Source organism: Pseudomonas sp. LD120 (genome assembly GCF_009861525.1).
Classification (GTDB): domain Bacteria; phylum Pseudomonadota; class Gammaproteobacteria; order Pseudomonadales; family Pseudomonadaceae; genus Aquipseudomonas.
The window spans coordinates 979021-1004540 of record NZ_WVHL01000005.1; the positions used below are offsets into that span (position 1 = coordinate 979021).

The following is a 25520-nucleotide window of genomic DNA, read 5'->3' on the forward strand; positions in this document are numbered from 1 at the left end:
TGGCCAATGTGCTGGATCAGGCTGCGGATCGCCGCGAGGAACTGGTTGAACCAGTTGGCCAACTGCGCGGTTTCATCGTTGCCGCGGATGCTCAGGCTGCGGGTCAGGTCGCCCTCACCCTGGGCAATGCCCTCCAGGCCGCTGGCGACGCCGCGGATCGGCCGCACGATCAGCGTGGCGAAACTTGCACCGACTACCGCGAACAGCAGGGCCAGAACTGCGGCGATGACCGCGATGATCCAGGTCAGTTGGGTCGCCGAGTCCATGACTTCGCTTTGCTTGATCAGGCCGATGAAGGTCCAGCCCAGCTGCTCCGAAGGCCAGACGTTGGCCATGTAGCGTTCGCCACCCAGCTCCACTTGCACCAGGCCCTTGCCGGTCTTGGCCAGTTGCGCGTAACCGTCGCCGAGGCTGCCCAGGGCCTTGAAGTTATGTTCCGGTTGCTTGGGGTCCACCAGCACCGTGCCGTTGTTTTCCATCAGCATCAGGTAGCCGGATTCGCCCAGCTTGATCTGCTTGACGATCTCGGTGAGTTGCTTGAGCGATACGTCGACCGCGACCACACCGCCTTGAGGCCCCAACTGGTTGGCCAGGGAGCGCACCGTGCTGACCAGCACCGCATCGTCGCTGGCCCAGTAATAGGCCTCGGTGCGCAGGGTTTTGCCCGGGTTGGCCAGGGCTGTTTTGTACCAGGGGCGTACGCGGGGGTCGTAGTTGGCCAGCTTCAGGTCGGCGGGCCAGGAGACGTAACCGCCGTTGCTCACGCCATAGGACACATAGGAATAAGCGGGGTGGCTGGCGGCCATGGCGGCGAACATGTCGAAGATTTTTTTGTCCAGCTCGCCTTCCGGGGCCTTCGCCGCATCGGCGGTCATCCAGGTCTTGAGGTTGTCGCCGGCCTGGGTAACCAAAGGTTGCGCCGCCAGGTAATCGATGTTCTGGCTGATGCCTTCGAAGAACAACTGCATGGCATTGGCTACTTGGCGTATCTCGCGGCCGCTGCTGTCGACGAAGGCGTCTTCAGCATCGCTGCGCAGGTTCATCACCACCAGCGTGGCGACCAGTACCACTGGCAAGCAGGCGATGACGGCAAAGGCCCAGGTGAGTTTCTGTTTGATATTCATCCGCGCTCCAGGTTTCTTGTAAGACCACGATGTGCAGGCGACTCGCGGATTGATGGGCAGGTTGAAAAGTGGTGCTGATTACAGTCCCGGAGCATGAGGTCGAACAGGCGGCGATCGAACCTTGGCGGCGGCTGACGTTTTTATTGGATTGTCAGACAAATTCCTGTTGTCTCTAATGGCTTCGGCTAGCGCGGCGGAATATTGAGTCGTCGAGCAAAAAAAACTGCCTCAGGGCGCCTGATGGTGCTCGTCGGGTGGCGGCAATTGCGCTCAGCTCCCAAGGCATCGCCGGGCCGACGCTCGGCTATGATCTTGGCCACTGTCCAGGGACTGGCCTGACACATCGCGTGCATTGCTGTCGTTCGGTGGTCGGCAGCCCTTTCCCGTGGTGGGAGGATTGCCGTATAACGAGAGACTTTCGCGTGTTTGGTAACAAGGGACCCACAATAAAAGCTGATGAAGACTCCAAAACGCATTGAACCGCTGATCGAAGACGGTCTGGTAGACGAGGTGCTGCGCCCACTCATGAGTGGTAAAGAGGCAGCTGTGTATGTGGTGCGCTGCGGCAACGAACTACGCTGTGCCAAGGTCTACAAGGAGGCGAACAAACGCAGTTTCCGTCAGGCGGCGGAGTATCAAGAGGGGCGCAAGGTTCGCAACAGCCGTCAGGCGCGGGCAATGGCCAAGGGGTCCAAGTTCGGGCGCAAGGAAACCGAGGACGCCTGGCAAAACGCGGAAGTGGCGGCGTTGTTCCGTCTGGCCAATGCTGGGGTGCGGGTGCCCAAACCGTTCGACTTTCTTGAAGGCGTACTGCTCATGGAGCTGGTGGCCGACGAGTACGGCGACGCGGCACCGCGTCTGAACGATGTGGTGCTGGAGCCTGATCAGGCCCGTGAGTATCACGCCTTCCTGATTGCCCAAATCGTGCTGATGCTGTGTACCGGTCTGGTGCACGGCGACTTGTCCGAGTTCAACGTGCTGCTGACGCCGGATGGTCCGGTGATCATCGACCTGCCCCAGGCGGTGGATGCGGCGGGCAACAACCACGCGTTCAGCATGCTGGAGCGGGACGTGGGCAACATGGCGTCCTACTTCGGGCGTTTTGCCCCGGAGCTCAAGCGCACCCGTTATGCCAAGGAAATGTGGGCCTTGTACGAGGCCGGCACCTTGCATCCGGGCAGTGTGCTGACCGGTGAGTTCGACGACCCCGAAGAACTGGCGGATGTTGGCAGCGTGATCCGCGAGATTGAAGCGGCACGTCTCGACGAGGAGCGCCGGCAGGCAGTGCGGGCGGCGGACGATGCGCCGCCAGGCAAATCCGAAGAACCACCGCCTCCGCCCTGGATGCAGTGAAGGCATAGAAAAATCCGGCCTTGGCCGGATTTTTTATTCCTGCAAACTACCTGGCACCTGGCACCTGGCACCTGGCACCTGGCACCTGGCACCTTGTAGCCGCTGCCGCTGCCGCTGCCGCTGCCGCTGCCGCAGGCTGCGCACGGCTCGAAGGGCCGCGAGGACCTTGAGGGCGCTGAGGTTTTGCAAGGGATCGACAAGCAAGGCCCTGTCGGCCTTTTCGCAGCCTCGCCAGGGCTCGGCAGCGGCTACAGAGATCGCTTCTTGCAAACACTCAGGACCCGCAACAACTGCCCGAAGCCAGTTCCTTGAGGATCGGACAATCTGGGCGCTGGTCGCCGTGGCAGTGCTCCACCAGGTCCTGCAGGGTGTCGCGCAGCCCGGCCAGTTCGCGGATCTTCTGGTTGAGCTCATCGATGTGCTGGCGCGCCAGGGCCTTCACATCGGCGCTGGCCCGTTGCCGGTCCTGCCATAGGGTCAGCAGCTTGCCCACTTCTTCCAGGGAAAACCCCAGGTCCCGGGAGCGCTTGATGAAGGCCAGGCTGTGCAGGTCTTCGTCGCCGTACAGGCGATAGCCGCTGTCGCTGCGATGGGCCGGCTTGAGCAGACCGGTGGATTCGTAGTAACGGATCATCTTGGCGCTCAGACCGCTCTTTCGGGCTGCTTGACCGATGTTCATTCGTCGTTCTCCAAGTCTTTGGGTTTCCAGGTTTTCAACAGCAGCGCATTGCTCACCACGCTGACGCTGGACAGGGCCATGGCCGCGCCGGCCAGCACCGGGTTGAGCAGGCCGAACGCTGCCAGGGGAATGCCTACCAGGTTGTAGGCAAAGGCCCAGAACAGGTTTTGACGAATCTTCGCGTAGGTCTTGCGGCTGATCTCCAGGGCTGCGGGGATCAGCCGTGGATCGCCGCGCATCAGGGTGATGCCCGCCGCGTGCATGGCCACGTCGGTGCCTGTGCCCATGGCGATGCCAATGTCTGCCGCTGCCAGGGCCGGGGCGTCGTTGATGCCATCGCCAACCATGGCCACCACGCCGCTCTTTTTCAGCTCGGTGACAGTGGCGGCCTTGTCTGACGGCAACACTTCGGCGTGCACGTCATCAATGCCCAGGGCGTCGGCCACGACCTTGGCGCTGCCACGGTTGTCGCCGGTCAGCAGGTGGCTGCTGATGTTACGTGCGCGAAGTTGCCGCACCGCTTGCAGGGCGCCGGGCTTGAGTGTGTCGCCAAAGGCGAACAGGCCCAGCACCCGGGATTGCGGGCTCTGTTCGATCAGCCAGGACAGGGTCCGGCCCTGGTGTTCCCAGTCCGTGGCTGCCTGGGCCAGGCTGCCCGGGGTCAGGCCGCTTTCTTCCAGCAGGCGGCGGTTGCCCAGGGCCAGTTGGCGGCCGTTCAGGGTGCCGGCGATGCCGCGTCCGGTGAGGGACTGGCTGGCGCTGACATCGGCCACTGGCAGTTGGCGTTCCTGGCACAGGTCCAGCACCGCCTTGGCCAGGGGGTGCTCACTGCCGCGTTGCAGGGCGCCGGCCAGTTGCAGCACGCTGTTGTCGTCGCCCTCCAGGGCCTGCATGTGGGCGATGCGCGGCGTGCCGGAAGTCAGGGTGCCGGTCTTGTCGAAGACCACCGAGCTGACTTCGTGGGCTCGTTCCAGGGCTTCGGCGTCCTTGATCAGGATGCCGTGGCGGGCGGCCACGCCGGTGCCGGCCATGATCGCGGTGGGGGTGGCCAGGCCCAGGGCGCAAGGGCAGGCGATCACCAGCACGGCCACCGCATTGATCACTGCGGTTTCCAAGGGGGCGCCATACAGCCACCAGCTCACCAGGGTGATCAGCGCCAGCACCAGCACGGTGGGTACGAACACCTGGCTGACCTTGTCCACCAACTTCTGGATCGGTGCCTTGCCGGCCTGGGCGTCTTCCACCAGGCGAATGATCCGTGCCAGCACGGTTTCCGCGCCGAGGGCCAGGGTGCGCACCAGCAGGCGGCCTTCGCCGTTGATGGCGCCGCCGGTGACTTTATCCCCGGGCTGCTTGGGCACCGGCAGGCTTTCACCGCTGATCAGCGCTTCGTCGGCATGGCTCTGGCCTTCGATGACGTCGCCGTCCACCGGAAAGCGCTCGCCGGGCTTGACCAGCACCAGGTCGCCCAGGCGTAGGGCGCTGATGGCGACTTCCTGTTCGCGCCCATCGACGACCTGGATTGCCCGCTCCGGGCGCAGGGCTTCCAGGGCGCGGATGGCGCTGGCGGTCTGGCGCTTGGCGCGGCTTTCCAGGTATTTGCCCAGCAGTACCAAGGCGATCACCACCGCCGAGGCTTCGAAGTACAAGTGCGGCATGCTGCCGGCGGCGGCTGTGGCCCATTCATACAGGCTCAGGCCATAGCCGGCGCTGGTGCCCAGGGCCACCAGCAGGTCCATGTTGCCGCTGCCGGCGCGCACGGCTTTCCAGGCCGCCACATAGAAGCGCGCACCGAAGATGAATTGCACTGGAGTGGCCAGGGCGAACTGGGCCCAGGCCGGGAGCATCCAGTGCAGGCCAAAGGGTTGCACCAGCATCGGCAGCACCAGGGGCAGGGCCAGAAGGATGGCCAGGATCAGGCTCCAGCGTTCGCGGGTCAGATGCTGTTGCGGATCGTCGGCATGATTCTGCTCGGCCTGCCACAGGCTGGCGGAGTAGCCGGCCTGAGTCACGGCGTCGATCAGCAGTGCCGGGTCGATCTGCCCCAGCAGTTCGAGGTGGGCGCGTTCGGTGGCCAGGTTGACGCTGGCGCCGAGCACTCCGGGGACCTTGTTCAAGGCGCGTTCGACGCGACCGGCACAGGTGGCGCAAGTCATGCCGCCGATGGCCAGTTCGATGGATTGCACCGGGACGCTGTAGCCGGCGTTCTGCACTGCTTCGAGCAAGGCGGGCAGGCTGTCTTTCGAGGCTTGAACCCGGGCCTGTTCCGTGGCTAGGTTGACGCTGACGGCACCTGTGCCGGCGACTTTGCCCAGGGCACGTTCCACGCGACCGGCGCAGCTGGCGCAGGTCATGCCGGCAATCGGCAAGTCGAGGGTGGTTGATTCAGGCATGACTGACACTCCCTGTAAATATTGCCTACAGGATCAACCTTGCCACGCGGGCAAGGTCAAGGGGGCATTGCCCGGGTGCTTCATTTTGTCCCAGGGCCTGCGCGTTGCACGCCTGACGAGCTCGGGTGCCGGGCGTGCAGCACGCGGGGCGTCAGTATCCCAGGGTGGTGGGCTTGAGGTACATGCCCGAGGCGTTCATGGCGATGCGGTACTTCAGCACGTCGCCGGCCCGCACGCTGATGTCCTGGGAACCCGGGGCGAGCATGCCAGGATTGCAGCCCGGAGCCTGGCCCGGCAGCAGTTTCAAGCGCAGGGAGACTTTGCCCGGCGGCAGGTTGAAAGAGGTGCTCTGCTCCTGGAACAGGCGGCCCACCAACTGGTCTTGAACGTACAGGCCGATTTCACAGGAGGTGGCGACTTCCAGGCGCTCCCTGGAAATGATCAGCACGCCGTAATCTTCCCCGGCGGCCATGGCCGGAGGCGCTGCTGCGAACAGGCCAAGGAGGCCCACGAAGCTGAAAGTTGACCAGCGCATGGCTGAATCTCCTGCTGTGATGTCGTAAGACGTGCAGCTTGGCGGAGCGCGACGCCGATTTCCAGCCCGGCAGATCAATCCGAGACTTGACCTTGCCACGGTGGCAAGGACAAGACTTCATCTGTCCCAATACAGGAGAAGCGTGATGCAAGTATTCAAGGTTCAAGGCATGTCCTGCGGCCACTGCGTGCGGGCCATTACTCAGGTGCTGCAAGGCAAGGACCCGGCGGCTACGGTGCAGGTTGATCTGGCGGCCAAGGAAGTGGCGGTGGAGAGTTGCCTGAGCAACGATGAAGTGATCGGCCTGATCAGCGAGGAAGGCTACGCCGTGCAGCTCGCGTGAGCCTTTTTAATAGTTAGCGACCTATCGGAATGTTCAAGGCGTCCAAGCGCGGCTAAACTGTGCGACCGCTGACCCACGCTCGCTTGGATGCTATGAACCTGCGCACAATCTTGATTCTCGGCGCCTTGAGCGCCTTCGGTCCTTTGGCCATCGATTTTTATTTGCCGGCATTTCCGTCGATGGCCCTGGCCTTCGGCACCGATGAAAAGCACGTTCAACTGACCCTGGCGGCCTACTTCCTTGGTTTGTCCATTGGCCAACTGGCTTATGGTCCGGTGGCTGATCGTTTTGGGCGGCGCCTGCCGCTGCTGGTGGGGGTGGGGCTGTTCACCCTGGCCTCGCTGGCCTGTGCCTACGCCCCCGATCTTGACTGGCTGATTGGGGCGCGCTTCGTCCAGGCCCTGGGCGGCTGCGCCGGGATGGTGATTTCCCGTGCGGTGGTCAGTGACAAATGCGATGCGGTGGGGTCGGCCAAGGTGTTCTCGCAACTGATGCTGGTGATGGGGTTGGCGCCGATCCTGGCACCGATGTTGGGCGGGTTGCTGGTCAACCTCTACGGTTGGCAATCGATCTTCATCATGCTTACCGTGTTCAGCGCCCTGTCGGGGGTGGCGGTTGCTCTGGGCCTGCCGGAAAGCATGCCGGCCAATCGCCCGCGCTTGCCGTTGTCAGGGGCGTTTCGCCAATACGGTTTGCTGCTGGCGGACCGGGTGTTCCTCGGTCATGCCTTGACCGGCGGTATCGCCATCGCCGGGATGTTCTCTTACATCGCCGGTTCACCTTTTGTCTTTATCAAGCTTTACGACGTGCCGGCGGAGCACTTCGGCTGGTTCTTCGGGATCAATGCCGGTGGTTTCATTCTGGTCGCGCAGATCAATGCGCGGCTGTTGGCCAAGCGCGGCCCGGCCTTTTTACTGGCCCGCACCGTGTGGATCTACCTGGCGGCCGGGTTGACCTTGCTGGCGGTCAGCGCCTTGCATACTCGCGCGCTATGGCCGCTGCTGTTGCCGCTGTTTGTGTGCATCGCCAGCTTGGGTTGCATCATTCCCAACGCAGCCGCCTGTGCCATGAACGGTCAGGGCGCGCGGGCCGGCAGCGCCTCGGCCATGCTCGGCTGCCTGCAGTTCAGCGTGGCTGCGGGCGCGGCGTATTTGGTCGGTGTGTTGCACGATGGCAGCGCCATGCCGATGGCCATGGTCATCAGCCTGTGCGGTGTGCTGGCGGTGAGCATGGCGGTCATGACCCGGCGTTTGCAGAATGCCCGGGCGCTGAAGGCCGCCGAGCTCTGAGTCAGCCAGCGGCGCGTTGATCTTGGGGGATCTGGTGCGGAGCCTGCAAGCGCGCTTGCAAGGTCTGGGCGAAGGCTCGGGCCTCGGCCTCGCTGCGAAAGGTCACGCCATGTTGGTCGAGGCGTACCTGCCATTGAGGGCCTTGTGGGGTTGCCAATTCTTTTATCAGGATCTTCATTGCTGACCTCCTAACGCTAAAAGAGTGCGGTGCAAGGGGGGCAGTGTAGACCTGAATACGGTCAGAAATATGACCGAAATCAACTCTCTGATTGATGACCACCAGCGCGTTTTGAGGAGCGCTGGTCGCCGTCTGTCGTGGCCTTAGAAACCTTCCAGAACGATCTTGCCCTTGGCCTTGCCACTCTCCAGCAGAGCATGGGCACGGCGCAGGTTGGCGGCGTTGATCTGGCCGAAATGTTCACCCACGGTGGTCTTCAGCGTGCCGGCGTCGATCAGATCGGCGACCTTGTTGAGCAGCACGTGCTGTTCCTGCATGTCGGCGGTCTCGAACAGCGAACGGGTGTACATGAACTCCCAGTGCAGCGACAGGCTCTTGCGCTTGAGCTTGGTCACGTCGAGGCTTTTCGGATCGTCGATCAAGGCCAGCTTGCCCTGGGGCGCGAGGGCTGCCACCAGCTCATCGAGGTGCGCATCGGTCTGGGTCAGGCTGGCGACGTGGGTGATTTGATCGATGCCAATGCGCTTGAGTTCGGTGCTCAATGGCAGGCTGTGATCCACCACCGCATGGGCCCCCAGTTCGCGGACCCAGGCTTGGGTCTTTTCGCGGGAGGCGCTGCCAATCACCTTGAGCCCGGTGAGTTGGCGCGCCAGTTGTGTGAGGATCGAACCGACGCCGCCGGCGGCCCCGACAATCAGCAGGCTCTGGCCCTGGTCGCCGGTGTCTTGCCGGATTTGCAGGCGCTCGAACAACAGTTCCCAAGCGGTGATCGCGGTCAGTGGCAGGGCGGCCGCTTCGGCAAAGCCCAGGCTCTTGGGCATGTGGCCGACAATCCGTTCATCCACCGTGTGCAGTTGGCTGTTGCCCCCGGCCCGAGCGATGGAGCCGGCATAGAACACCCGGTCGCCGACCTTGAACAGGCTGACCTCGCTGCCCACGGCCTTGACCACACCGGCCACGTCCCAGCCCAGTACCTTGGCCGCGCCGTCTTCGGGCTGCACGTTCTGGCGCACCTTGGTGTCCACCGGGTTGACCGAGATGGCTCTGACTTCCACCAGCAGGTCGCGAGGGCCGGCGACTGGCTCGGGCAGTTCGATGTCCTGCAGGGACTGGTGGTCGTCGATCGGCAGGGAGGCGTAATAGGCGATGGCTTTCATGGTGAATTCCTGATGTGGGGAGAAAGAAGGGTCAGACGATCAGTTGCAGGCGCTTGAGCTCGAAGTGCTCGATCGCTTCGCGGGTCTGGGCGATGAAGTGTTGGAAGTGCGCGGTGTGGTTGTGAAATTCCAGGGCCGCTTCATCGTCCCAGCGTTCCAGCACATAGAAAGTGCCCGGTTGCGCGGCGTCCTCATGCAGCTCGTAGGACTGGCAGCCGGCTTCGGCGCGGCTGGGCGGGACCAGGGCGCTGAGTTCGCGCTTGAGAACGTCTTGCTGCTGGGGCTTGGCAATCAGCGTCGCAATCGCGGTAAAGGCTTGGGACATGGGGCTTTCCTCAGGGGAGTCAGGCGATGGGGCCGATCATTGGCTATTTCCCCTGAAGATAAAACCCGCTAAAAGAGCAGTCTCTTTCAATATTTTTTTGATAATCCAGGGGCGACCCGTGCTGCGATTCGATGACCTGCAGTTGTTTGTGCGTGCCGCGGACCTGGGCAGCCTGTCGGCGGCGGCCCGGGTCATGGACCTGTCGCCGGCGGTGGCCAGCGCCGCCCTCAAGCGCATTGAAGAACACCTGGGCGCGCGTCTGCTGGCCCGCTCGACCCGCAGCCTGCGCCTGACCGCCGAGGGCGAGGGCTTTCTCGAGTACGCCCGCGCCGCGTTGAGTAATCTGGAGGAAGGGCGGCGCTTGTTGGCCAGTGGGCAGGATCAGGTCAGCGGCGTATTGCAACTGTCCGCGCCTTCGGACTTTGGCCGCAACCTGCTGCTGCCCTGGCTCGACGAGTTTCAGCGTGCCTACCCCAAGCTCAGTGTGCGCCTGCTGCTGGGGGACCGGATTGCCGACCTGTTCCGCCAGCCGGTGGATATCGCCCTGCGTTACGGCGAGCCGGAAGACTCCAGTCTGGTGGCCTTGCCAGTGGCCCCAGACAACCGCCGGGTGCTGTGCGCCGCTCCCCGCTACCTGGCGCGGCACGGCGAGCCGCGCCAGTTGGAGCAACTGGCCCAGCACAACTGCCTGCTTTACATGCTCGACAGCCGGGCGCATGACCTCTGGAGCTTTTTTGACGGCAAGCGCGAGGTGAGCCTGACCGTCAGCGGCGACCGCTTGAGCGACGATGCCGATGTGGTGCGGCGCTGGGCCGTGGCCGGCGAGGGGATTGCCTACAAGTCCTGGCTGGACGTGGCCGGCGATGTACTCGCCGGTCGCCTGCAGATACTGCTGCCGGAGCTGCGCTGCGAAGGCGCGTCGCTGAACCTGCTGTGCACCCATCGGGCGCACTTGAGCAAGCCGGTGAAACTGCTGCGCGATCTGCTTCAGGCCCGCTGCGCCCAGATCATCGCCCAGCGCCCGCTATAGGGGCGGCCAGGCGGCGCTGCGTTTGCCGATGGGCCCCGCCCGGCGTCGCTGGCGGACGCGAACAGGTCGCCCTCGGCAATCAGCCCCGGCCTCGATCCCGCACACTCCAACGGTCAAGCATTGCACCGGGGGAACGGGTATGGGAATACAGGGATACAGCGCTGCAGAGCGCCTGGAACGGCTACCCATCAGCGGTTATCACCGGCTGATTTTCATCATCATTGCCCTGGCGTTTTTCTTCGACTCCATGGACCTGGCGATGATGACTTTCCTCTTGGGCTCGATCAAAGCCGAGTTCGGCCTGAGCTCGGCCCAGGCTGGGCTGCTGGCCAGTTCGAGCTTCTTTGGCATGGTTCTGGGCGCCTCACTGTCGGGCCTGCTGGCCGACCGCTTCGGGCGCAAGCCGGTGTTCCAGTGGAGCATCGTGCTCTGGGGCCTGGCCAGTTACCTGTGTTCCACCGCCCAGAGCGTGGACAGCCTGACCCTGTTCCGGGTGCTGCTGGGGATCGGCATGGGCATGGAGTTTCCCATCGCCCAATCGATGCTCTCGGAGATGATTCCGGCGCAGCGCCGTGGGCGCTACATCGCTTTGATGGACGGCTTCTGGCCCCTGGGTTTCGTCGCTGCCGGGGTGCTGTCGTACTTTCTGTTGCCGCTGATCGGCTGGCGGGACATCTTCCTGGTGCTGGCGATTCCGGCGGTGTTCGTGCTGGTGATCCGCTTCTTCATTCCCGAGTCGCCACGCTGGCTGGAGCAGGCTGGGCGTCATGCCGATGCGGACCGCGTGCTGGGTGACATCGAGAACAAGGTACGGGCTTCCCTGGGCACGGCGCAGTTGCCGGAGCCGGTGCGCCTGCCACGCATCGACAGTGTGCCGGGGCACTTCTTCTGCGCGCTGAAACAGATCTGGTCACCGCTGTACCGGCAACGCACGATGATGATCTGGAGCCTGTGGTTCTTTGCCCTGCTGGGTTTCTACGGGCTGACTTCGTGGCTCAGCGCGTTGTTGCAGCAGTCGGGTTTTGCCGTGACCCAGTCGGTGTACTACACGGTGCTGATTTCCCTGGGCGGGATTCCCGGCTTCCTCATGGCCGCCTGGCTGGTGGAGCGCTGGGGGCGCAAGCCCGTGTGCATCGTTACCTTGCTCGGCGGTGGGATCATGGCTTTTTTCTACGGCCAGAGTGCGGTGTTTGGCGGCAATGTCAGCCTATTGATCGGCACTGGCCTGTTGATGCAGTTCTTTCTGTTCGGTATGTGGGCAGTGCTCTACACCTACACCCCGGAGCTGTACCCGACGTCGGCCCGGGCCACGGGCTCAGGCTTTGCATCGGCCGTTGGCCGGATCGGATCGCTGCTGGGGCCTTTGGTGACCGGGCTGGTGTTTCCCATCACCGGGCAGGGCGGGGTGTTCGCCTTGGGGGCGGCGTGTTTTGTGATTGCGGCGGTGGTGGTGTGGGTGTTCGGGATGGAGACCCGGGGCAAGACGCTAGAGGCGTTGAGCGAGGCGGGGCGCTGACAGAAAGAGGCGCTGGAGCTTCGCCGACCAGCCGGCCCCCACAGGTTCGGGTGGGAGCCGGCTGGCCGGTCCAGGGCGTTACGGCTTGACCAGCCGCGCATCCAGGCTGTTCTGCGCCAGGCGCCGGGCCTGGTCCTGGGTCATCCCCAGGTCGGTGTACAGGGCGTGGAAGTTCTCGGTGACGTAGCCACCGAAGTACGCCGGGTCATCGGAGTTGACCGTGACCTTCACTCCGCGCTCAAGCATTTGCAGGATGTTGTGCTGGGACATGTGGTCGAACACACAGAGCTTGGTGTTGGACAGCGGGCACACGGTCAGCGGGATCTGCTCGTCGATGATTCGCTGCATCAGCCGCTCGTCCTCGAATGCGCGCACGCCGTGGTCGATGCGCTGGATCTTCAACAGGTCCAGGGCTTCCCAGATGTACTCCGGCGGGCCTTCCTCGCCGGCATGGGCGACGGTCAGGAAGCCTTCGCTGCGCGCACGGTCGAATACGCGCTGGAACTTGCTCGGCGGGTGGCCCATTTCTGAGCTGTCCAGGCCTACGGCAACGAACGCATCGCGAAACGGCAGCGCCTGGTCGAGGGTTTTCTGTGCTTCTTCTTCGCTCAAGTGGCGCAAAAAGCTGAGGATCAGGCCACTGGTGATGCCCAGTTGCTGCTCGCCGTCCTTGAGCGCGGCGGCGATGCCGTTGAGCACCACTTCGAACGGGATGCCACGGTCGGTGTGGGTCTGCGGATCGAAGAACGGCTCGGTGTGGATCACGTTCTGCTCTTTGCAGCGCAGCAGGTAGGCCCAGGTCAGGTCGTAGAAGTCTTGGGAGGTACGCAGCACGTCCGCACCCTGGTAATACAGGTCGAGGAACTCTTGCAGGTTGTTGAAGGCGTAGGCCTTGCGCAGGGTCTCGACGTCGCTCCAGGGCAGGGCGATCTTGTTACGTTCGGCTAGGGCGAACAGCAGTTCCGGTTCCAGGGAACCTTCCAGGTGCAGGTGCAATTCGGCCTTGGGCAAGGCGTTCAGCCAGTCATACATGGTGTGGTCTCATCAGGTGCAGGTGGGCGCTGCGAGAGTGATGCGTTACCGGGGCCGTGCCCTTCTCTGGGGAACGGGCCGCGGTTACGGCGATCGCCAGGTTTTCACCGGGCCCGAAAAAGCCGCCATTCTACATCCGGCGGCGCCATTGTTCGGCAAAACCTGACCGAATGGGCGATCAGGCCTGCTCCAGCTCGCGGCGATAGGCGTAAGTGTCGGCAAAGCGCGACAGCAGGAACTCGGCGCAGGTGGTCGGCGGATATTTGGCTGGATGCGCGGCGTCCTGGCAGCCGGGCAGGCATTCGATGCGGGTGTCCGGGTGCGGCTCGGCGAAGAACGGCATCGAGTAGCGGTCCACCCCCAACGGGCTGATGACCCGGTGCGGGGTCGACAGGTAACGGTCGTTGCTCCAGCGCGCCATCATGTCGCCGAGGTTGACCACGAAGGTGCCGTCGATGGGCGGTGCATCGATCCACTGCCCCTGGACATTGCGCACCTGCAGGCCGCCGGCGGCGTCCTGGTAGAGCAGGGTGATGCAGCCATAGTCGGTATGGGCACCGGCGCCTTGCTGTTCTGCGCTGCTGGCGGTGTGGCGTGGCGGGTAGTGGATCAGGCGCAGCACGCTGACCGGGTCGTGGAAGCGGCGGTCGAAGAAGTCGCGCTCGATGCCCAGGGCCAGGGTCATGGCCCGTAGCAGGGTCTGGGCCAGGGCCTGCATGTCCTGGTAGTGCTGCTCCATCAGGGCCTGCCAGCCGGGCAGGTGCGGGTGGCGGTTGGGCCCGCGCAGGGGCTTGTCCGCCAATACCTCGGGATGCTCGGCCGGCAGGTGCAGGCCCATGTCGAAGGTTTCCTTGAGGTCGCTGGGCTTGCGGGGGTCCAACTGCTCGGTGGCAATGGCGCCGTAGCCGCGATGGTGGCGGCTCTGGGTGATGTCGATCTTGAGTTTTTCGGCGCTGGGCAGGGCGAAGAAGTGCTTGGCGGTGGCCAGCAATTGCTCGATGCGTTGGGCGCTGATCGGATGGCCCTTGATGTAGAAGAAACCCCACTCGCGGCAGGCTCGGTCGATCTGCTTGGCGACACTGTCCCAGCCTGGCTGGGCCTTCTGATACAGCGGGCTGATATCGATGATCGGCAGTTGATTCATGAAAAGGCTCCCATCCGGTTGGCGATCTTTAGCCGCTGCCGGACGCGTCGGCAGCGGTTACCGAGTTAGGCTTTGCACGAAAAGCCTTGATACTCGGTGATGCTACGTTGAAAACGGTCTCGGAATGCTCATTTACAACCCGTAAACTCCGCATCCTCGACTGTTTTCGCCTTGCCTGACCTTCGTCTCAAAACTTTTCGTACACAGCCTAGTGGGGGAGGTCTGCCTGCAGGCCTTCGACGTAGTAGTTCATCGAGGCCAGTTCGGCATTGTTGGCGCTGACCCCCGCGGCGATTTTTTCGACCCCGGCCTGGTCCTTGATCGGGCCGGTGAACGGGTGGAACTTGCCGCTCTTGATGCTGGCGATGATCTGCTCGGCCTCGGCTTTCACCGGGGCCGGCAGCAAGTCGCTGAGGGGCAGCTCAACCGTACCCTCTTTCAGGCCGCCCCAGTAGTCCTGGGATTTCCAGCTGTGGTCGAGCACTCCTTGGGTGGCCTGGATGTAGTGCGGCGCCCAGTTGTTGACGATGGAGGTCAGCACTGCCTTGGGGCCGAAGTGCGCCATGTCCGAGGCGTAGCCCACCGCGTAGACACCACGGCGCTCTGCGACCTGGATCGGTGCCGGGCTATCGGTGTGCTGGAAGATCACGTCAACGCCTTGGTCGATCAGGGCGTTGGCGGCGTCGGCTTCCTTGCCCGGGTCGAACCAGGAATTGACCCACACCACCTTGATCTCGGTACCCGGGTTGTACTTGTTCAGGGCCAGCTGGATGGCATTGATGTCGCGGATGACTTCCGGGATCGGGAACGAGGCGACGTAGCCGATCTTCTTGCTCTTGGTCATCTTCGCCGCGAGGAAACCGCCGACGTAGCGCCCTTCGTAAGTGCGGGCCAGGTAGGTGCCGAGGTTCTTGGCCTGTTTGTAGCCGGTGGCGTGCTCGAAGGTCACCTTGGTGAACTGCCTGGCAACTTTCAGGGTGGGGTTCATGTAGCCGAAGGAGGTGGTGAAGATCAGGTCGTAGCTGTCCTTGGCCATGTTGCGGATGACCCGCTCGGCATCGGCCCCCTCAGCGACGTTTTCCACGTAGTGGGTCTTGATCCGGTCGCCGAACTGTTGCGCCAGGACCTTGCGTCCCTGCTCATGCTGATAGGTCCAGCCGTGGTCGCCGATGGGGCCGATGTAGACGAAACCGACCTTCAGTGGATCGGCGGCGCTGGCGGTGAGGCTGGCACTCAGGCCGACGGCGGCCAGGGCGCAGAGCAGTTTGTGCAACGGGCGTGTATGCATGAATGGGAGCTCCATCTTGTTGTGAGGGTGGCGGGCGGCAAACGCTGGAGGCCAATGCAAATAGCTGACCAACAGGACAACAATGATGGGCGTTGCGCCGGCGAGGCGGTTGCCATGGGGGGTTGGGGCGCGCTTTTCGCTGGCAAGCCGGCTTCTGCGAGGCGCGGATGTAGATACCGGCTGGCCGGCGAATGCGCCCTCAGGGTTCATCCCGGTGCGCGGTGCCTGAGGCTGGTGCACTAACATGTAACGAAACGTTAGTGACTCATGGCAGTCTTCCATTTATCTCCTGTACTGATTTTTACTCTCGTCAAAGGACTGCAATGTTCACTTCCCTCAAGCAAGAACAGTTTCTGCTGCTTGCGCTGCTGGCTGCCGTGGCCGCCTATCCCCTGGAACACCTGTTGCTCAATAGTGGCCAAGGCATCGCCCTGATGGCCGGGTTGGTGATGATCGGCTTTATCGTCATCGCCTCGATGCGCGTCGCCCATCACGCCGAACGGCTGGCGGAAAAGGTCGGCGACCCCTACGGCACCATGATCCTGACCCTGGCCGCGGTGCTGGTGGAGGTGGTGATCCTGGCCATCATGATGAGCAACGAAGCCTCGCCGACCCTGGTGCGCGACACCATCTATTCGGCGGTGATGCTGGACATCAACGGCATCCTCGGCCTGGCGGCACTGATGGGCGGCATCAAGCATGGCGAACAGCCCTACAACGACGATTCGGCGCGCACCTACAGCGTGATGATCCTCACCGCCATGGGCGTGTCGATGGTGGTGCCGGAGTTCATCCCCGAGGCCGACTGGAAGGTCTACTCGGCCTTCACCATTGGCGCGATGGTGGTGCTCTATACCCTGTTCCTGCGCATGCAGGTCGGGCCCCACAGCTACTTCTTCAGCTACAGCTACCCGGAAAAGCGCCGTGCTAAAAAGGCCCAGGAACAGCCACACGCCATCAACCTGGCCTGGAGCATCAGCGTCCTGGTGTTCGGTGTGGTGGTGATCGGCGCCCTGGCCGAAGTGATGTCCAAGACCCTTGACCTGGGCCTGGAAGGCACGGGCGCACCACCGGTGATCACGGCGATTCTGGTGGCGGCGATTTCCGCGGCGCCAGAGATTCTCACCGCCTTGCGCGCGGCTCTGGCCAATCGCATGCAGTCGGTGGTCAACGTGGCGTTGGGGGCGTCGCTGTCGACAGTGATCCTGACGGTGCCGGTGATGGAGGCAATGGCGCTCTACACCGGCCAGCCGTTTCAGATGGCCATGACGCCGGTGCAGACGGTGATGGTGTTGATTACCTTGATCGTCAGTGCGATCAACCTCAATGACGGTGAGACCAATGCCATCGAGGGCATGACGCACTTTGTGCTGTTTGCCACCTTCATCATGTTGTCGTTGTTGGGGCTGTAACCGCTGCACCGGCAAGCGGCTGTAGACGCTTGCCGGCCAAGCTGATCGATCAGGCGCCGCTGATCAATTGCTGTGCCGCCTGCCGGTGATCAGCAATCAGGCCCTTGAGATCCAGTCCTTGTACTTGCCCGTCGATCACCCGCCACAGGCCACCCACCATCACTCGGTCGGCCCGGTCGGCACCGCACAACAGCAACGCCGACAGCGGATCGTGACTGCCGGAGAAACGCAGTTCATCGAGTTTGAACAAGGCCAGGTCGGCTTGTTTGCCCACTGCCAGTTCGCCGAGGTCCGTACGCCCCAGCAACTGCGCCGAACCGCGGGTGGCCCAGCCCAGGACCAATTCCGGGGTGATTTTCTCGGCGCCGTAGCGCAGGCGCTGCAGGTACAGCGCCTGGCGCGCTTCGAGGATCATGTTCGAGGCGTCGTTGGATGCCGAACCGTCCACGCCCAAGCCCAGGGGCGCGCCGGCGTCGGTCAGTTCCAGGGTCGGACAGATACCTGAAGCCAGGCGCATGTTGGAACTCGGGCAGTGGCAAATGCCGGTGCCGGCGGCGCCCAGGCGGGCGATTTCGTCCGGATTGAAGTGGATGCCGTGGGCCAGCCAGGTGCGCGGACCAAGCCAGCCGACGCTGTCCAGGTAGTCCACGGTGCGCAGGCCGAAACGCTGCAGGCAGAAGTCTTCTTCATCCAGGGTTTCCGCCAAGTGGGTGTGCAGGCGCACATCCAGGGTTTCGGCCATTTCGGCGCTGGCCGACATGATTTCCGGGGTCACCGAGAATGGCGAGCAGGGCGCCAGGGCGATCTGGATCTGCGCGCCGTCGCCACGCTCGTGGTACTGGTGAATCAGGCGCTGACTGTCGTCGAGAATCACCTGCCCTTCCTGCACGGTCTGTTGCGGTGGCAGGCCGCCGTCCTTTTCGCCAAGGCTCATTGAGCCGCGGGTGAGCATGGCGCGCATGCCCAGTTCACGCACGCTTTCGACTTGTACGTCGATGGCGTTTTCCAGGCCGTCGGGGAACAGGTAGTGATGGTCAGCTGCGGTGGTGCAACCGGAGAGCAGCAGTTCGGCCAGCGCCACTTTGGTGGCCAGGGCGAGTTTTTCCGGGGTCAGCCGCGCCCAGACCGGGTACAGGGTCTTGAGCCAGGGGAACAGCGGCTGGTTGACCACCGGCGCCCAGGCCCGGGTCAGGGTTTGGTAGAAGTGATGGTGGGTGTTGATCAGGCCCGGCAGCACGACGTGCTCGCGGGCATCGAAGACTTGCTGGCAGGGGCTTGAAGGTTGCTGGCCGAGGCCCAGCACTTCAACGATCAGGCCGTCTTGCACAACCAGGCCACCACGGGCGTCGAGGGCGTTGCCGGTGAAGATGGCCAGGGGATTTTGTAACCAGGTACGGATCGCAGGCATGGTGGCCGGCTCCTCTGAAAGTGGGTTCAGGTTAGCCAGCTCAGTGTTGCCCTGTCTGCTGATCCAGGGTCGCCGCAAGGGGCGAGGTGCGCAGTCTAGCGAAAGATCTGCCGGGCGACAAAGTGTCTGCTCAGTGCTTTGTGTCGTTGCCTGCGCAGGATGCGCCTGGGCGCGCCGCCCCGGTAACGTTGGCGAGTACCTCGTACTCGATCGCAGCCTGCGGCGGCTACACAGATTGTCCGCTTACCAGGGAATGGTTTCGCCCTTGTAGTTCACAAAATGATGTCCGCCCTTGCCGGCATAGGCGTTGACTTGAGCGATCAGCCCGCGGGTGCTGGTTTGCACGTCGATGTCGGCGCCTTCGCCGCCCATGTCGGTTTTTACCCAGCCCGGGTGCAGCGACAGCACGGTGAGCTTGTGTTCCAGCTGGGTCACAAAGGTGTTGGTCATGGAGTTCAGGGCGGCCTTGCTGGCTTTGTACAGCGCCAGCTCCGGGGCGTCGGGCATGGTCACGCTGCCCAGTACTGAACTCATGAAGGCCAGCACGCCGCTGTCCTTGCGGATCTGCCCGGCAAAGCGCTGGGCCAGGTTGATCGGCGCCACCGCATTGGTGAAAAACAGTTGGCCGACTTCCGCCAGAGTGGCATGGCCCGGCAGTTGGTTGTCCGGACCCTTGACCCCGGCGTTGACGAACAGCAGGTCGAACACCTGATCCTTGAGTTTCTGGCTCAGGGCGATCACCGCTTGTTGATCGTCCATGTCCAGTTGTTCGATCTGCACCTTGCCCAGGGCTTGCAGGGCCTCGGCCTTGTGCGGGTTGCGGACGGTGGCGGTGACCTGCCAGCCATCTTCCAGCAGACGCTGCACCAGGCCGAGGCCAAGGCCGCGAGAGGCGCCGATGATCAATGCGGTTTTTGCGGTGGACATGATGAGGTTCCTTGATAAGTGAAGATCACGGATTCAATGGACAGGCTTGCCCGAGCCGAAGTTGCAGCTCCTGGCGCAGGAGGTCCAGTTCGTTGATGCGGGTTTCGATCAGGGTCAACTTGTCTTGCAGGAGCCGGGTCACGGCTTGGTCCGGGGCGGCGCTCTGCCACAGGGTGCCGACGCTGCTGCCGATCTCCCCGAGGCTGAAGCCCAGGCGTTGCGCGGTTTTTATATAGAGCACCAATTGGACCATCTCCGCTGGATAGTGGCGATAGCCGTTGGCGCTGCGTTGAGACGTGATCAACCCGCGCAGCTCATAGAAGCGCAGGGTGTCGCGGCTGACGGCGCAGGCTTGGGCCCGTTCTCCAATACGCATGCAAGGGGCTCGAAAGGGCTTGACCCTGGAGCATACTCCAGGCTTTAGCCTGCGCGCTCCTTGAATCAATGGAGCGGTATCTATGTGGACGACCAAGCAGTATCGAACCCTGGTCCGGGCCAGTGGCTGGTATGACTTGCTGGTGACCCTGGCGTTTGTCACCCCCTGGAGTTTCATGGCCCTGCGTGGGTTGCTGCAGGACATGGCTCTGGCCTTGCACTTGCCAGGGAGCTTGCCGCCGTTCGAGCCCATGCACTTGCTGATGGCCAACCTCATGGGCTCGATTGTCTGCGTGTGGGCGGTGCTGCGGATTCGCGACCCGCAGCAGGCGTTTGGTCGTTATGACGCGGTGGGGCGCATCCTGTTTGCCAGCTGGCAGGTTTATGCCTTGTTGCATGGCGCAACGGCGTTGATCGGGGTAACTGTGTTTTTCGAGCTGACGTGGTGCGTGGCGCAGTTGCTGCCGGTCCGGGGTATTGCGGGGGAGGGCTTGTCCGGCAAGCCGGCTCCTAGCGCAGCGCGGTAGGAGCGGTTGCCGGGAACGGGTCCTTGGCTAATGCCCGGCCTGCCACGGCTGGCCTAGGGACACTGGGGCATACAGCCGAGTGCGCAAGGCGTCCCGGGACAGCAGCACCAGCACCAGGATGGTGGCGGCATAAGGCAGCATCGCCAGCAGGTTGGACGGTATTGCCAGTCCCAGGCCCTGGGCCACCAGGTGCAGGATGCTGGCCAGGCCGAACAGGTAGGCCCCAAGCAACAGTCGCCACACGCGCCAGCTGGCGAACACCACCAGGGCCAGGGCGATCCAGCCGCGGCCGGCGCTCATGTTCTCGGCCCACATCGGCGTATAAGCCAGGGACAGGTAAGCGCCCGCCAGTCCGGCCATGGCGCCGCCGAACAGTACCGCGAGCGTGCGCACTCGCAGCACCGGCAGGCCCATGGCGCTGGCGGCATCGGGGTTTTCACCGACGGCCTGGATGATCAGCCCGACCCGGCTCTTGAGGATCACCCAGGCCACCAGGGCGAACAGCGCGAAAGACAAGTACACCAGCAGGTCCTGGGCAAACAGCATGCGGCCGATCAGGGGGATGTCGCTGAGCAATGGCAGCGCCAGCGGCTCGAACCCGGCCAGTGGCTTGCCGACCCAGGCGGCTCCGACAAAGCTCGACAACCCCACGCCAAAAATAGTCAGGGCCAGGCCGGTGGCCACCTGATTGGCGTTGAACACCAGGGCCACCAGGGCGAACAGCGCCGAGAGCAGCATGCCCGCCGCCATGGCCAGCAGCACGCCAAGCCACAAATGGCCGCTGTTGAGGGCGACGATAAAACCTATCACCGCGCCGAACAGCATCATGCCTTCCTGGCCGAGGTTGAGAACACCGCTTTTTTCACAGATCAACTCTCCCAGGGCCACCAGCAGCAGGGGCGTACCGCAGCGCACCATGGCGTAGAGAATATTGCTCAGCAGATCAATATCCATCACAGGGCTCCAGCACTAGCGGTGGCGGTCGAGTCGCGGCGCGCCCAGCGCAGGTTCAGGCGCGGCCGATAGAGAATCAGTACGTCACAGGCCAGGAGGAAGAACAGCATCATGCCCTGGAACAACTGGGTGATGGCCTGGGGCAGGTTGAGGCTCATCTGCGCGCTTTCGCCACCGATGTACAGCAGGGCCATGAGCAGGCTGGAGAACAGGATGCCGATGGGGTTCAAGCGTCCAAGAAAGGCCACGGTGATCGCCGCATAGCCGTAGCCGGGGGAGACTTGCGGCACCAGCTGGCCGATGGGGCCGGCGACTTCGCAGACCCCGGCCAGGCCTGCCAGGGCGCCGCTGATCAACAGCGCCAGCCAGATCAGGCGACTCTGGCGAAAGCCGACGAAACCCGCGGCGCGCGAGTCCAGGCCCAGCACCTTGATCTGGAAACCGACAAAGCTTTTCTGCAGCAGTACCCAGACCGCTACCAGGGCCAGCAGGGCGAAATACACCCCGACGTGGACCCGGCCATCGTCCATCAGCAGTGGCAGGCGGCTGGCGTCGCCGAACATCGCAGATTCAGGAAAGTTGAATCCGGCGGGGTCCTTCAGCGGTCCATGGACGCAGTACAGCAGCAGGTTCAGGGCGATGTAGTTGAGCATGATGCTGGTGAGGATTTCATTGGCGTTGAAGCGCGTGCGCAGCCAGGCGGTGAGCCCGGCCCAGGCGGCCCCGGCCAGGGTCCCGGTGAGTAGGATCGGCACCAGCGCCCAGCGACTTTGCAGGTCGATGAGGTGTACCGCCAGAGCGCTGCCGGCCAAGGCTCCGAGCAATAACTGGCCTTCGGCGCCGATGTTCCAGACGCGTGCCTGGTAGGCCACCGCCAGGCCCAGGGCGCAGAGCAAAATCGGCAGCGCTTTGACCAGCCATTCCGAGACGCCATACAGGTCGCTGACCGGGGCGATCAACAAGGTGTGCAAGGTCAGCAGCGGATCGTGTCCCAGGGCCGTGAACAGCAGGGCGCCGCAGCCTAGGGTCAGCAACGCGGCCAAAAGCGGCGAGCACCAGAGCATCAGGCGTGATTGCCGGCCGCGGGGTTCGAGTGAAAGCAACATGGATGACTCCGTTAAACCGATAAGGCAGTGGCAGAGGGGGCGTCGTCGAAATGGCCGGCCATCCAGCCACCGACTTCGATCAATGAGCTGTCGGCGCAGGCTTTGGGCGCCGAGAGCCGACCGCTACACAGCGCGGCGATGCGATCACTGATCTGGAACAGTTCATCCAGGTCTTCGGAGATCACCAGGATCGCTGCGCCGGCATCGCGCAGGGCAATCAGCGCTTGGTGAATGGTGGCTGCGGCACCGACATCCACGCCCCAGGTCGGATGCGCGGCCACCAGTAAGCGTGGCTGCTGGAGAATCTCGCGGCCGAGGATGAATTTTTGTAGATTGCCACCGGACAGACTGCGGGCCGGGCTCTGGGCGTCGCCGGTCTTGACCCCGAAGCGCTGGATGATCTGTTCGGTCAGGGCCCGCACTTTGCGCCGTTGAATCAGGCCGTGGCGTATCAATCCTTGTTGAAAGGCGCTGAGCAGGGTGTTGTCTTCCAGGCTCAATTCCGGCACTGCGCCGTGCCCCAGGCGTTCGGCCGGAACCAAGGCTAATCCACGCTGGCGCCGGGCATCGGGGCGCAAATGGCCGATCGCCTGGCCGGCAACACAGATGCGTTCGGCTTGGCTGCGGGGCAGGCATTGTTCTCCGCTGAGCAGCGCCAACAGCTCGTCCTGACCATTGCCGGCGACCCCGGCGATGCCCAGGATCTCGCCGCGGCGCAGGTTCAAATCAATGGCCTTGAGGGAGCAGCCGAAGGGATCGGGGTTGTGCCAGCTAAGGCCGCTGATCCGCAGGCAATCATCGCCGCCCTTGGCCTTTGGGTAGTCGGTAATTTGCGCCGCCGCATCACCCACCATCAGGTGCGCCAGTTCCCGGTCCGAGCAATGCGCTGGTTGGCAATGCCCGGCCACGCGTCCGCCACGCAGAACGGTGGCGCTATGGCACAGGGCGCGGACCTCGGCGAGCTTGTGGCTGATGAACAGGATGCTGCACCCCTCGTCGGCCAGCCGGCGCAGGGTGACGAACAGCTCTTGGGCTTCGTGCGGGGTCAGCACCGAGGTGGGCTCGTCGAGGATCAACAGGCGGATGTCTTGCATCAGACAGCGCACGATCTCGACCCGCTGACGCTCGCCAATCGACAAACTGTGCACCAGCCGTTGCGGTTCCAGGGCCATGCCATAGCGTTGGGACACTTGGTCGATTTTGCTTGCCAACTGGCTCGGCGTACCGGCCGCCGGACCCAGGGCCAGGGCAATGTTCTGCGCCACGCTGAGGGTTTCGAACAGCGAGAAGTGCTGGAACACCATGCCGATCCCCAGACGGCGTGCCTGGGCCGAGTTGCTCATCAATTGGCGTTGGCCTTGCCAGATCAGTTCCCCCGAATCGGCTTGGATCACACCGTAGATGATTTTCATCAAGGTGCTTTTACCGGCACCGTTTTCCCCCAGCAGGGCCTGGATTTCTCCGGGGGCGATGCACAGGTCGATGGCGTCGTTGGCCAGGCAACCGGGGTAGCGTTTGCTGATGTTGCGCAGTTGCAGGCGCGGTATTTGCCCGGTGGGCATAGCGGGATTTGGCATGACAGGCTCGGGTGCGTGGAGTTGTGCCTGTGGATAAAGCAATTTCCTGGCCAGTGAGTCAGGAAAAGCACGGCGCCGCATGGGCGCGGCTCTTGAGCGGTCCGCGGCGCAGCGGGTCGAGCACCACTTCGGGGCGAAGTGCTTGAAACGGCTCTGTTTTTGTCCGCTGGCTGGCTGAGTGAAAAATGATCAGTTGCCCGCAAGCCCTGTGCAGTCGGCGGCTGGGGCAGCCTTGCACGGGTTATCCACAGCTTGCTCCACAGTATTTGTGCGCAACCTAGAGACGTGGGCATAAGCGCGGGGGGGGCTGCCTTCGAACCGTAATAAGCCAGCCTAAGCTGCTGTTTTTTTTGTAAAAAAAGCCACTTCAGGGTCTTTGATTAAAAAACAAACAAAGTCGGCAAGACCACGTTGCAGAAGGGTTACAGCGCTATGTGCTCAGGTTATCCACAGTCGGGTGCACAGTAGATGTGGGCAACTACGGGCGACCTGGGTGGGTTATGCACAAGGTGCCGGGGCCAAGCGGGGGCTGTCAGCGCTGCAAGAGAATGCGCCCGCGGCTCAGGTCGGCCAGTTGCTGTTGCAGGGTGTCGATCTGGGTTTCACCCAGGGCCAGTTGCAGTTCCACGCCGTGGGCGGTGAATTCTTCCTGGGCCACCAGCCCAGCCAGTTCGGCCACTCGCAGTTTGACCAGGGCCAGTTCGCTGAAGCTGCAGGCACACCGCAGCGGCACGCGGGTGATCAAGGCGATGCGCTCGGCTCCCTGCAGGCATTTGTTGGCACCGCCGCCATAGGCTCGGGCGAGGCCGCCGGTGCCCAGCTGGATGCCGCCGTACCAACGGATCACCAGCACGGCCACCTGATCGCACTCCTGAGCCTCGATGGCCGCGAGGATCGGTCGTCCGGCGGTGCCGCCTGGCTCGCCGTCATCGTTGCTGCGGTACTGATCGGCGAGTTTCCACGCCCAGCAGTTATGCGAAGCGTTGAGGTCGCTGTGCTGCTGGATGAAGGCTTGAGCCTCGGCCGCGCTGCTGATGGGCGCGGCGAAGGTGATGAAGCGGCTTTTGCGAATCTCTTCGCGGTATTCGCAAAGGCCGGCCAGGGTAAAGGGCATGGGCGTCAGTCTTTCAGAGCAGGAGTCAGGCCACAGCCTTTGAGGATGATGCGGATCAGGTTGTTGGCAGCGTCGTCCATGTCGTGCTTGGTCAAGCGGGTGCGTCCGGTGACGCGGCAGATCTGCGTGGCGAAGTCAGCGTAGTGCTGGGTGCTGCCCCACAGCAGGAAGATCAGGTGCACCGGGTCCACCGGGTCCATCTTGCCGGCGTCGATCCAGGCCTGGAACACAGCGGCCCGACCCTGGAACCAGGTGCGGTAGTCCTGGCTGAAGTATTCGCTCAGGCACTCACCGCCACTGATGATCTCCATGGCGAAGATTCGCGAGGCCTGTGGCTGGCGACGCGAGAATTCCATCTTGGCGCGGATGTAGCGGGTCAGCGCTTCGGCCGGGTCGTCTTCGGCGGTCAGGGTGTTGAAGGTGCTGTCCCAGAGTTCGAGGATGTTACTCAGCACCGCGATGTACAGCCCCAGTTTGTTGGTGAAGTAATAGTGCAGGTTGGCTTTGGGCAGGCCCGCCTTCTGCGCAATGGTGTTCATGCTGGTGCCTTTGAAACCGTGACGGGCGAACTCGTCCTCGGCGGCCTGGATGATGGCCTGTTCATTTTTCTGTCGAATGCGGCTGGCGGGTTTGCCGGGGCGAGGAGCGCTGTGGGCGGGGACTTCAAAGGTCATGGAGGTTTCCGAGCAAGTCTGTGGGTGCAACCTGTGCGTTGATAGCGCACCCACGTGGAT

Annotated in this window: 24 protein-coding genes and 1 pseudogene; 7 read left to right on the forward strand and 18 right to left on the reverse strand. The window is 63.3% G+C overall.

Going from position 1 to position 25520, the window contains the following annotated elements; genetic code table 11:
* Positions 1-35: 35 nt before the first annotated feature.
* A pseudogene (locus PLD_RS31260) lies at positions 36-1124 on the reverse strand (sensor histidine kinase); the annotation flags it as partial.
* A gap of 456 nt (positions 1125-1580) precedes the next feature.
* On the opposite strand from PLD_RS31260, the gene PLD_RS18755 reads away from it, so the two are divergent.
* Complete coding sequence (locus PLD_RS18755) at positions 1581-2477, forward strand: PA4780 family RIO1-like protein kinase (protein ID WP_159895324.1); 897 nt, start codon at positions 1581-1583, stop codon at positions 2475-2477.
* Between the two features lie 274 nt (positions 2478-2751).
* Here the strand turns inward: PLD_RS18755 and cueR are convergent, their stop codons facing one another.
* The 3 genes from cueR to PLD_RS18770 all read right to left on the reverse strand — a co-directional run bounded on the left by cueR (position 2752) and on the right by PLD_RS18770 (position 6084).
* Positions 2752-3156: a Cu(I)-responsive transcriptional regulator gene (gene cueR / locus PLD_RS18760; protein WP_159895326.1), complete on the reverse strand. Its 405-nt coding sequence runs from the start codon at positions 3154-3156 to the stop codon at positions 2752-2754.
* Positions 3153-5549 carry a heavy metal translocating P-type ATPase gene (locus PLD_RS18765; protein ID WP_159895328.1) on the reverse strand — a complete coding sequence of 799 codons (2397 nt, stop codon included), beginning with the start codon at positions 5547-5549 and terminating at the stop codon, positions 3153-3155. The genes cueR and PLD_RS18765 overlap by 4 nt, the downstream gene beginning before the upstream one ends.
* Positions 5550-5700: 151 nt before the next feature.
* Positions 5701-6084, reverse strand: coding sequence for a hypothetical protein (locus PLD_RS18770; protein WP_159895330.1), 384 nt, complete (start codon positions 6082-6084; stop codon positions 5701-5703).
* A gap of 145 nt (positions 6085-6229) precedes the next feature.
* On the opposite strand from PLD_RS18770, the gene PLD_RS18775 reads away from it, so the two are divergent.
* Positions 6230-6427, forward strand: coding sequence for a heavy-metal-associated domain-containing protein (locus PLD_RS18775; RefSeq protein WP_159895332.1), 198 nt, complete (start codon positions 6230-6232; stop codon positions 6425-6427).
* Between the two features lie 92 nt (positions 6428-6519).
* Positions 6520-7716, forward strand: coding sequence for a multidrug effflux MFS transporter (locus PLD_RS18780; protein WP_159895334.1), 1197 nt, complete (start codon positions 6520-6522; stop codon positions 7714-7716).
* A gap of 1 nt (position 7717) precedes the next feature.
* Here the strand turns inward: PLD_RS18780 and PLD_RS30475 are convergent, their stop codons facing one another.
* The 3 genes from PLD_RS30475 to PLD_RS18790 all read right to left on the reverse strand — a co-directional run bounded on the left by PLD_RS30475 (position 7718) and on the right by PLD_RS18790 (position 9376).
* Positions 7718-7894 carry a hypothetical protein gene (locus PLD_RS30475; RefSeq protein WP_178116188.1) on the reverse strand — a complete coding sequence of 59 codons (177 nt, stop codon included), beginning with the start codon at positions 7892-7894 and terminating at the stop codon, positions 7718-7720.
* Between the two features lie 143 nt (positions 7895-8037).
* Positions 8038-9051: a zinc-binding alcohol dehydrogenase family protein gene (locus PLD_RS18785; RefSeq protein WP_159895336.1), complete on the reverse strand. Its 1014-nt coding sequence runs from the start codon at positions 9049-9051 to the stop codon at positions 8038-8040.
* A 31-nt stretch (positions 9052-9082) separates the two neighbouring features.
* Positions 9083-9376, reverse strand: a complete 294-nt coding sequence (locus PLD_RS18790) for a putative quinol monooxygenase (protein WP_159895338.1) — start codon at positions 9374-9376, stop codon at positions 9083-9085.
* Positions 9377-9494: 118 nt separating this feature from the next.
* Here PLD_RS18790 and PLD_RS18795 point away from each other — a divergent pair, with 118 nt between their 5' ends.
* Together PLD_RS18795 and PLD_RS18800 are read left to right on the forward strand one after the other, a co-directional pair.
* The gene (locus tag PLD_RS18795) at positions 9495-10406 is read left to right on the forward strand and encodes a LysR family transcriptional regulator (protein WP_159895340.1); all 912 of its coding nucleotides are present in this window, start codon (positions 9495-9497) and stop codon (positions 10404-10406) included.
* Between the two features lie 139 nt (positions 10407-10545).
* Positions 10546-11922 (forward strand): MFS transporter, encoded by a 1377-nt coding sequence (locus tag PLD_RS18800; RefSeq protein WP_159895342.1) that lies wholly within the window; start codon positions 10546-10548, stop codon positions 11920-11922.
* 78 nt (positions 11923-12000) lie between these two features.
* Here the strand turns inward: PLD_RS18800 and PLD_RS18805 are convergent, their stop codons facing one another.
* From PLD_RS18805 to PLD_RS18815, 3 genes are all read right to left on the reverse strand, one after another.
* Complete coding sequence (locus PLD_RS18805; RefSeq protein ID WP_016966700.1) at positions 12001-12954, reverse strand: adenosine deaminase; 954 nt, start codon at positions 12952-12954, stop codon at positions 12001-12003.
* A 178-nt stretch (positions 12955-13132) separates the two neighbouring features.
* Positions 13133-14098, reverse strand: coding sequence for a 2-oxoglutarate and iron-dependent oxygenase domain-containing protein (locus tag PLD_RS18810; RefSeq protein ID WP_159895344.1), 966 nt, complete (start codon positions 14096-14098; stop codon positions 13133-13135).
* A 208-nt stretch (positions 14099-14306) separates the two neighbouring features.
* Entirely contained in the window at positions 14307-15386 is a 1080-nt protein-coding gene (locus PLD_RS18815; protein WP_159895346.1) for a BMP family ABC transporter substrate-binding protein, read from the reverse strand.
* A gap of 323 nt (positions 15387-15709) precedes the next feature.
* Between PLD_RS18815 and PLD_RS18820 the strand changes: the two genes are divergently transcribed.
* On the forward strand, positions 15710-16798 hold the full coding sequence (locus tag PLD_RS18820; RefSeq protein WP_159895348.1) for a calcium:proton antiporter: 1089 nt from the start codon (positions 15710-15712) through the stop codon (positions 16796-16798).
* A 49-nt stretch (positions 16799-16847) separates the two neighbouring features.
* Here the strand turns inward: PLD_RS18820 and PLD_RS18825 are convergent, their stop codons facing one another.
* From PLD_RS18825 to PLD_RS18835, 3 genes are all read right to left on the reverse strand, one after another.
* The gene (locus PLD_RS18825) at positions 16848-18206 is read right to left on the reverse strand and encodes an 8-oxoguanine deaminase (RefSeq protein WP_159895350.1); all 1359 of its coding nucleotides are present in this window, start codon (positions 18204-18206) and stop codon (positions 16848-16850) included.
* A 243-nt stretch (positions 18207-18449) separates the two neighbouring features.
* Complete coding sequence (locus tag PLD_RS18830) at positions 18450-19133, reverse strand: SDR family oxidoreductase (protein WP_159895352.1); 684 nt, start codon at positions 19131-19133, stop codon at positions 18450-18452.
* Positions 19134-19158: 25 nt separating this feature from the next.
* Positions 19159-19509, reverse strand: a complete 351-nt coding sequence (locus PLD_RS18835; RefSeq protein WP_159895354.1) for a MerR family transcriptional regulator — start codon at positions 19507-19509, stop codon at positions 19159-19161.
* A gap of 82 nt (positions 19510-19591) precedes the next feature.
* Here PLD_RS18835 and PLD_RS18840 point away from each other — a divergent pair, with 82 nt between their 5' ends.
* The gene (locus PLD_RS18840; protein WP_159895356.1) at positions 19592-20035 is read left to right on the forward strand and encodes a hypothetical protein; all 444 of its coding nucleotides are present in this window, start codon (positions 19592-19594) and stop codon (positions 20033-20035) included.
* Positions 20036-20062: 27 nt separating this feature from the next.
* Here PLD_RS18840 and PLD_RS18845 read toward each other — a convergent pair whose 3' ends face one another.
* From PLD_RS18845 to PLD_RS18865, 5 genes are all read right to left on the reverse strand, one after another.
* The gene (locus PLD_RS18845; protein WP_159895358.1) at positions 20063-20989 is read right to left on the reverse strand and encodes an ABC transporter permease; all 927 of its coding nucleotides are present in this window, start codon (positions 20987-20989) and stop codon (positions 20063-20065) included.
* Entirely contained in the window at positions 20989-22095 is a 1107-nt protein-coding gene (locus PLD_RS18850; RefSeq protein ID WP_159895360.1) for an ABC transporter permease, read from the reverse strand. Before PLD_RS18850 ends, PLD_RS18845 begins: the two co-directional genes overlap by 1 nt.
* 11 nt (positions 22096-22106) lie before the next feature.
* Positions 22107-23672 carry an ABC transporter ATP-binding protein gene (locus PLD_RS18855; protein WP_159895362.1) on the reverse strand — a complete coding sequence of 522 codons (1566 nt, stop codon included), beginning with the start codon at positions 23670-23672 and terminating at the stop codon, positions 22107-22109.
* Positions 23673-24204: 532 nt separating this feature from the next.
* Entirely contained in the window at positions 24205-24786 is a 582-nt protein-coding gene (locus tag PLD_RS18860; protein WP_159895364.1) for a YigZ family protein, read from the reverse strand.
* A 5-nt stretch (positions 24787-24791) separates the two neighbouring features.
* Positions 24792-25460, reverse strand: a complete 669-nt coding sequence (locus PLD_RS18865; RefSeq protein ID WP_159895366.1) for a TetR/AcrR family transcriptional regulator — start codon at positions 25458-25460, stop codon at positions 24792-24794.
* Between the last annotated feature and the right edge of the window lie 60 nt (positions 25461-25520).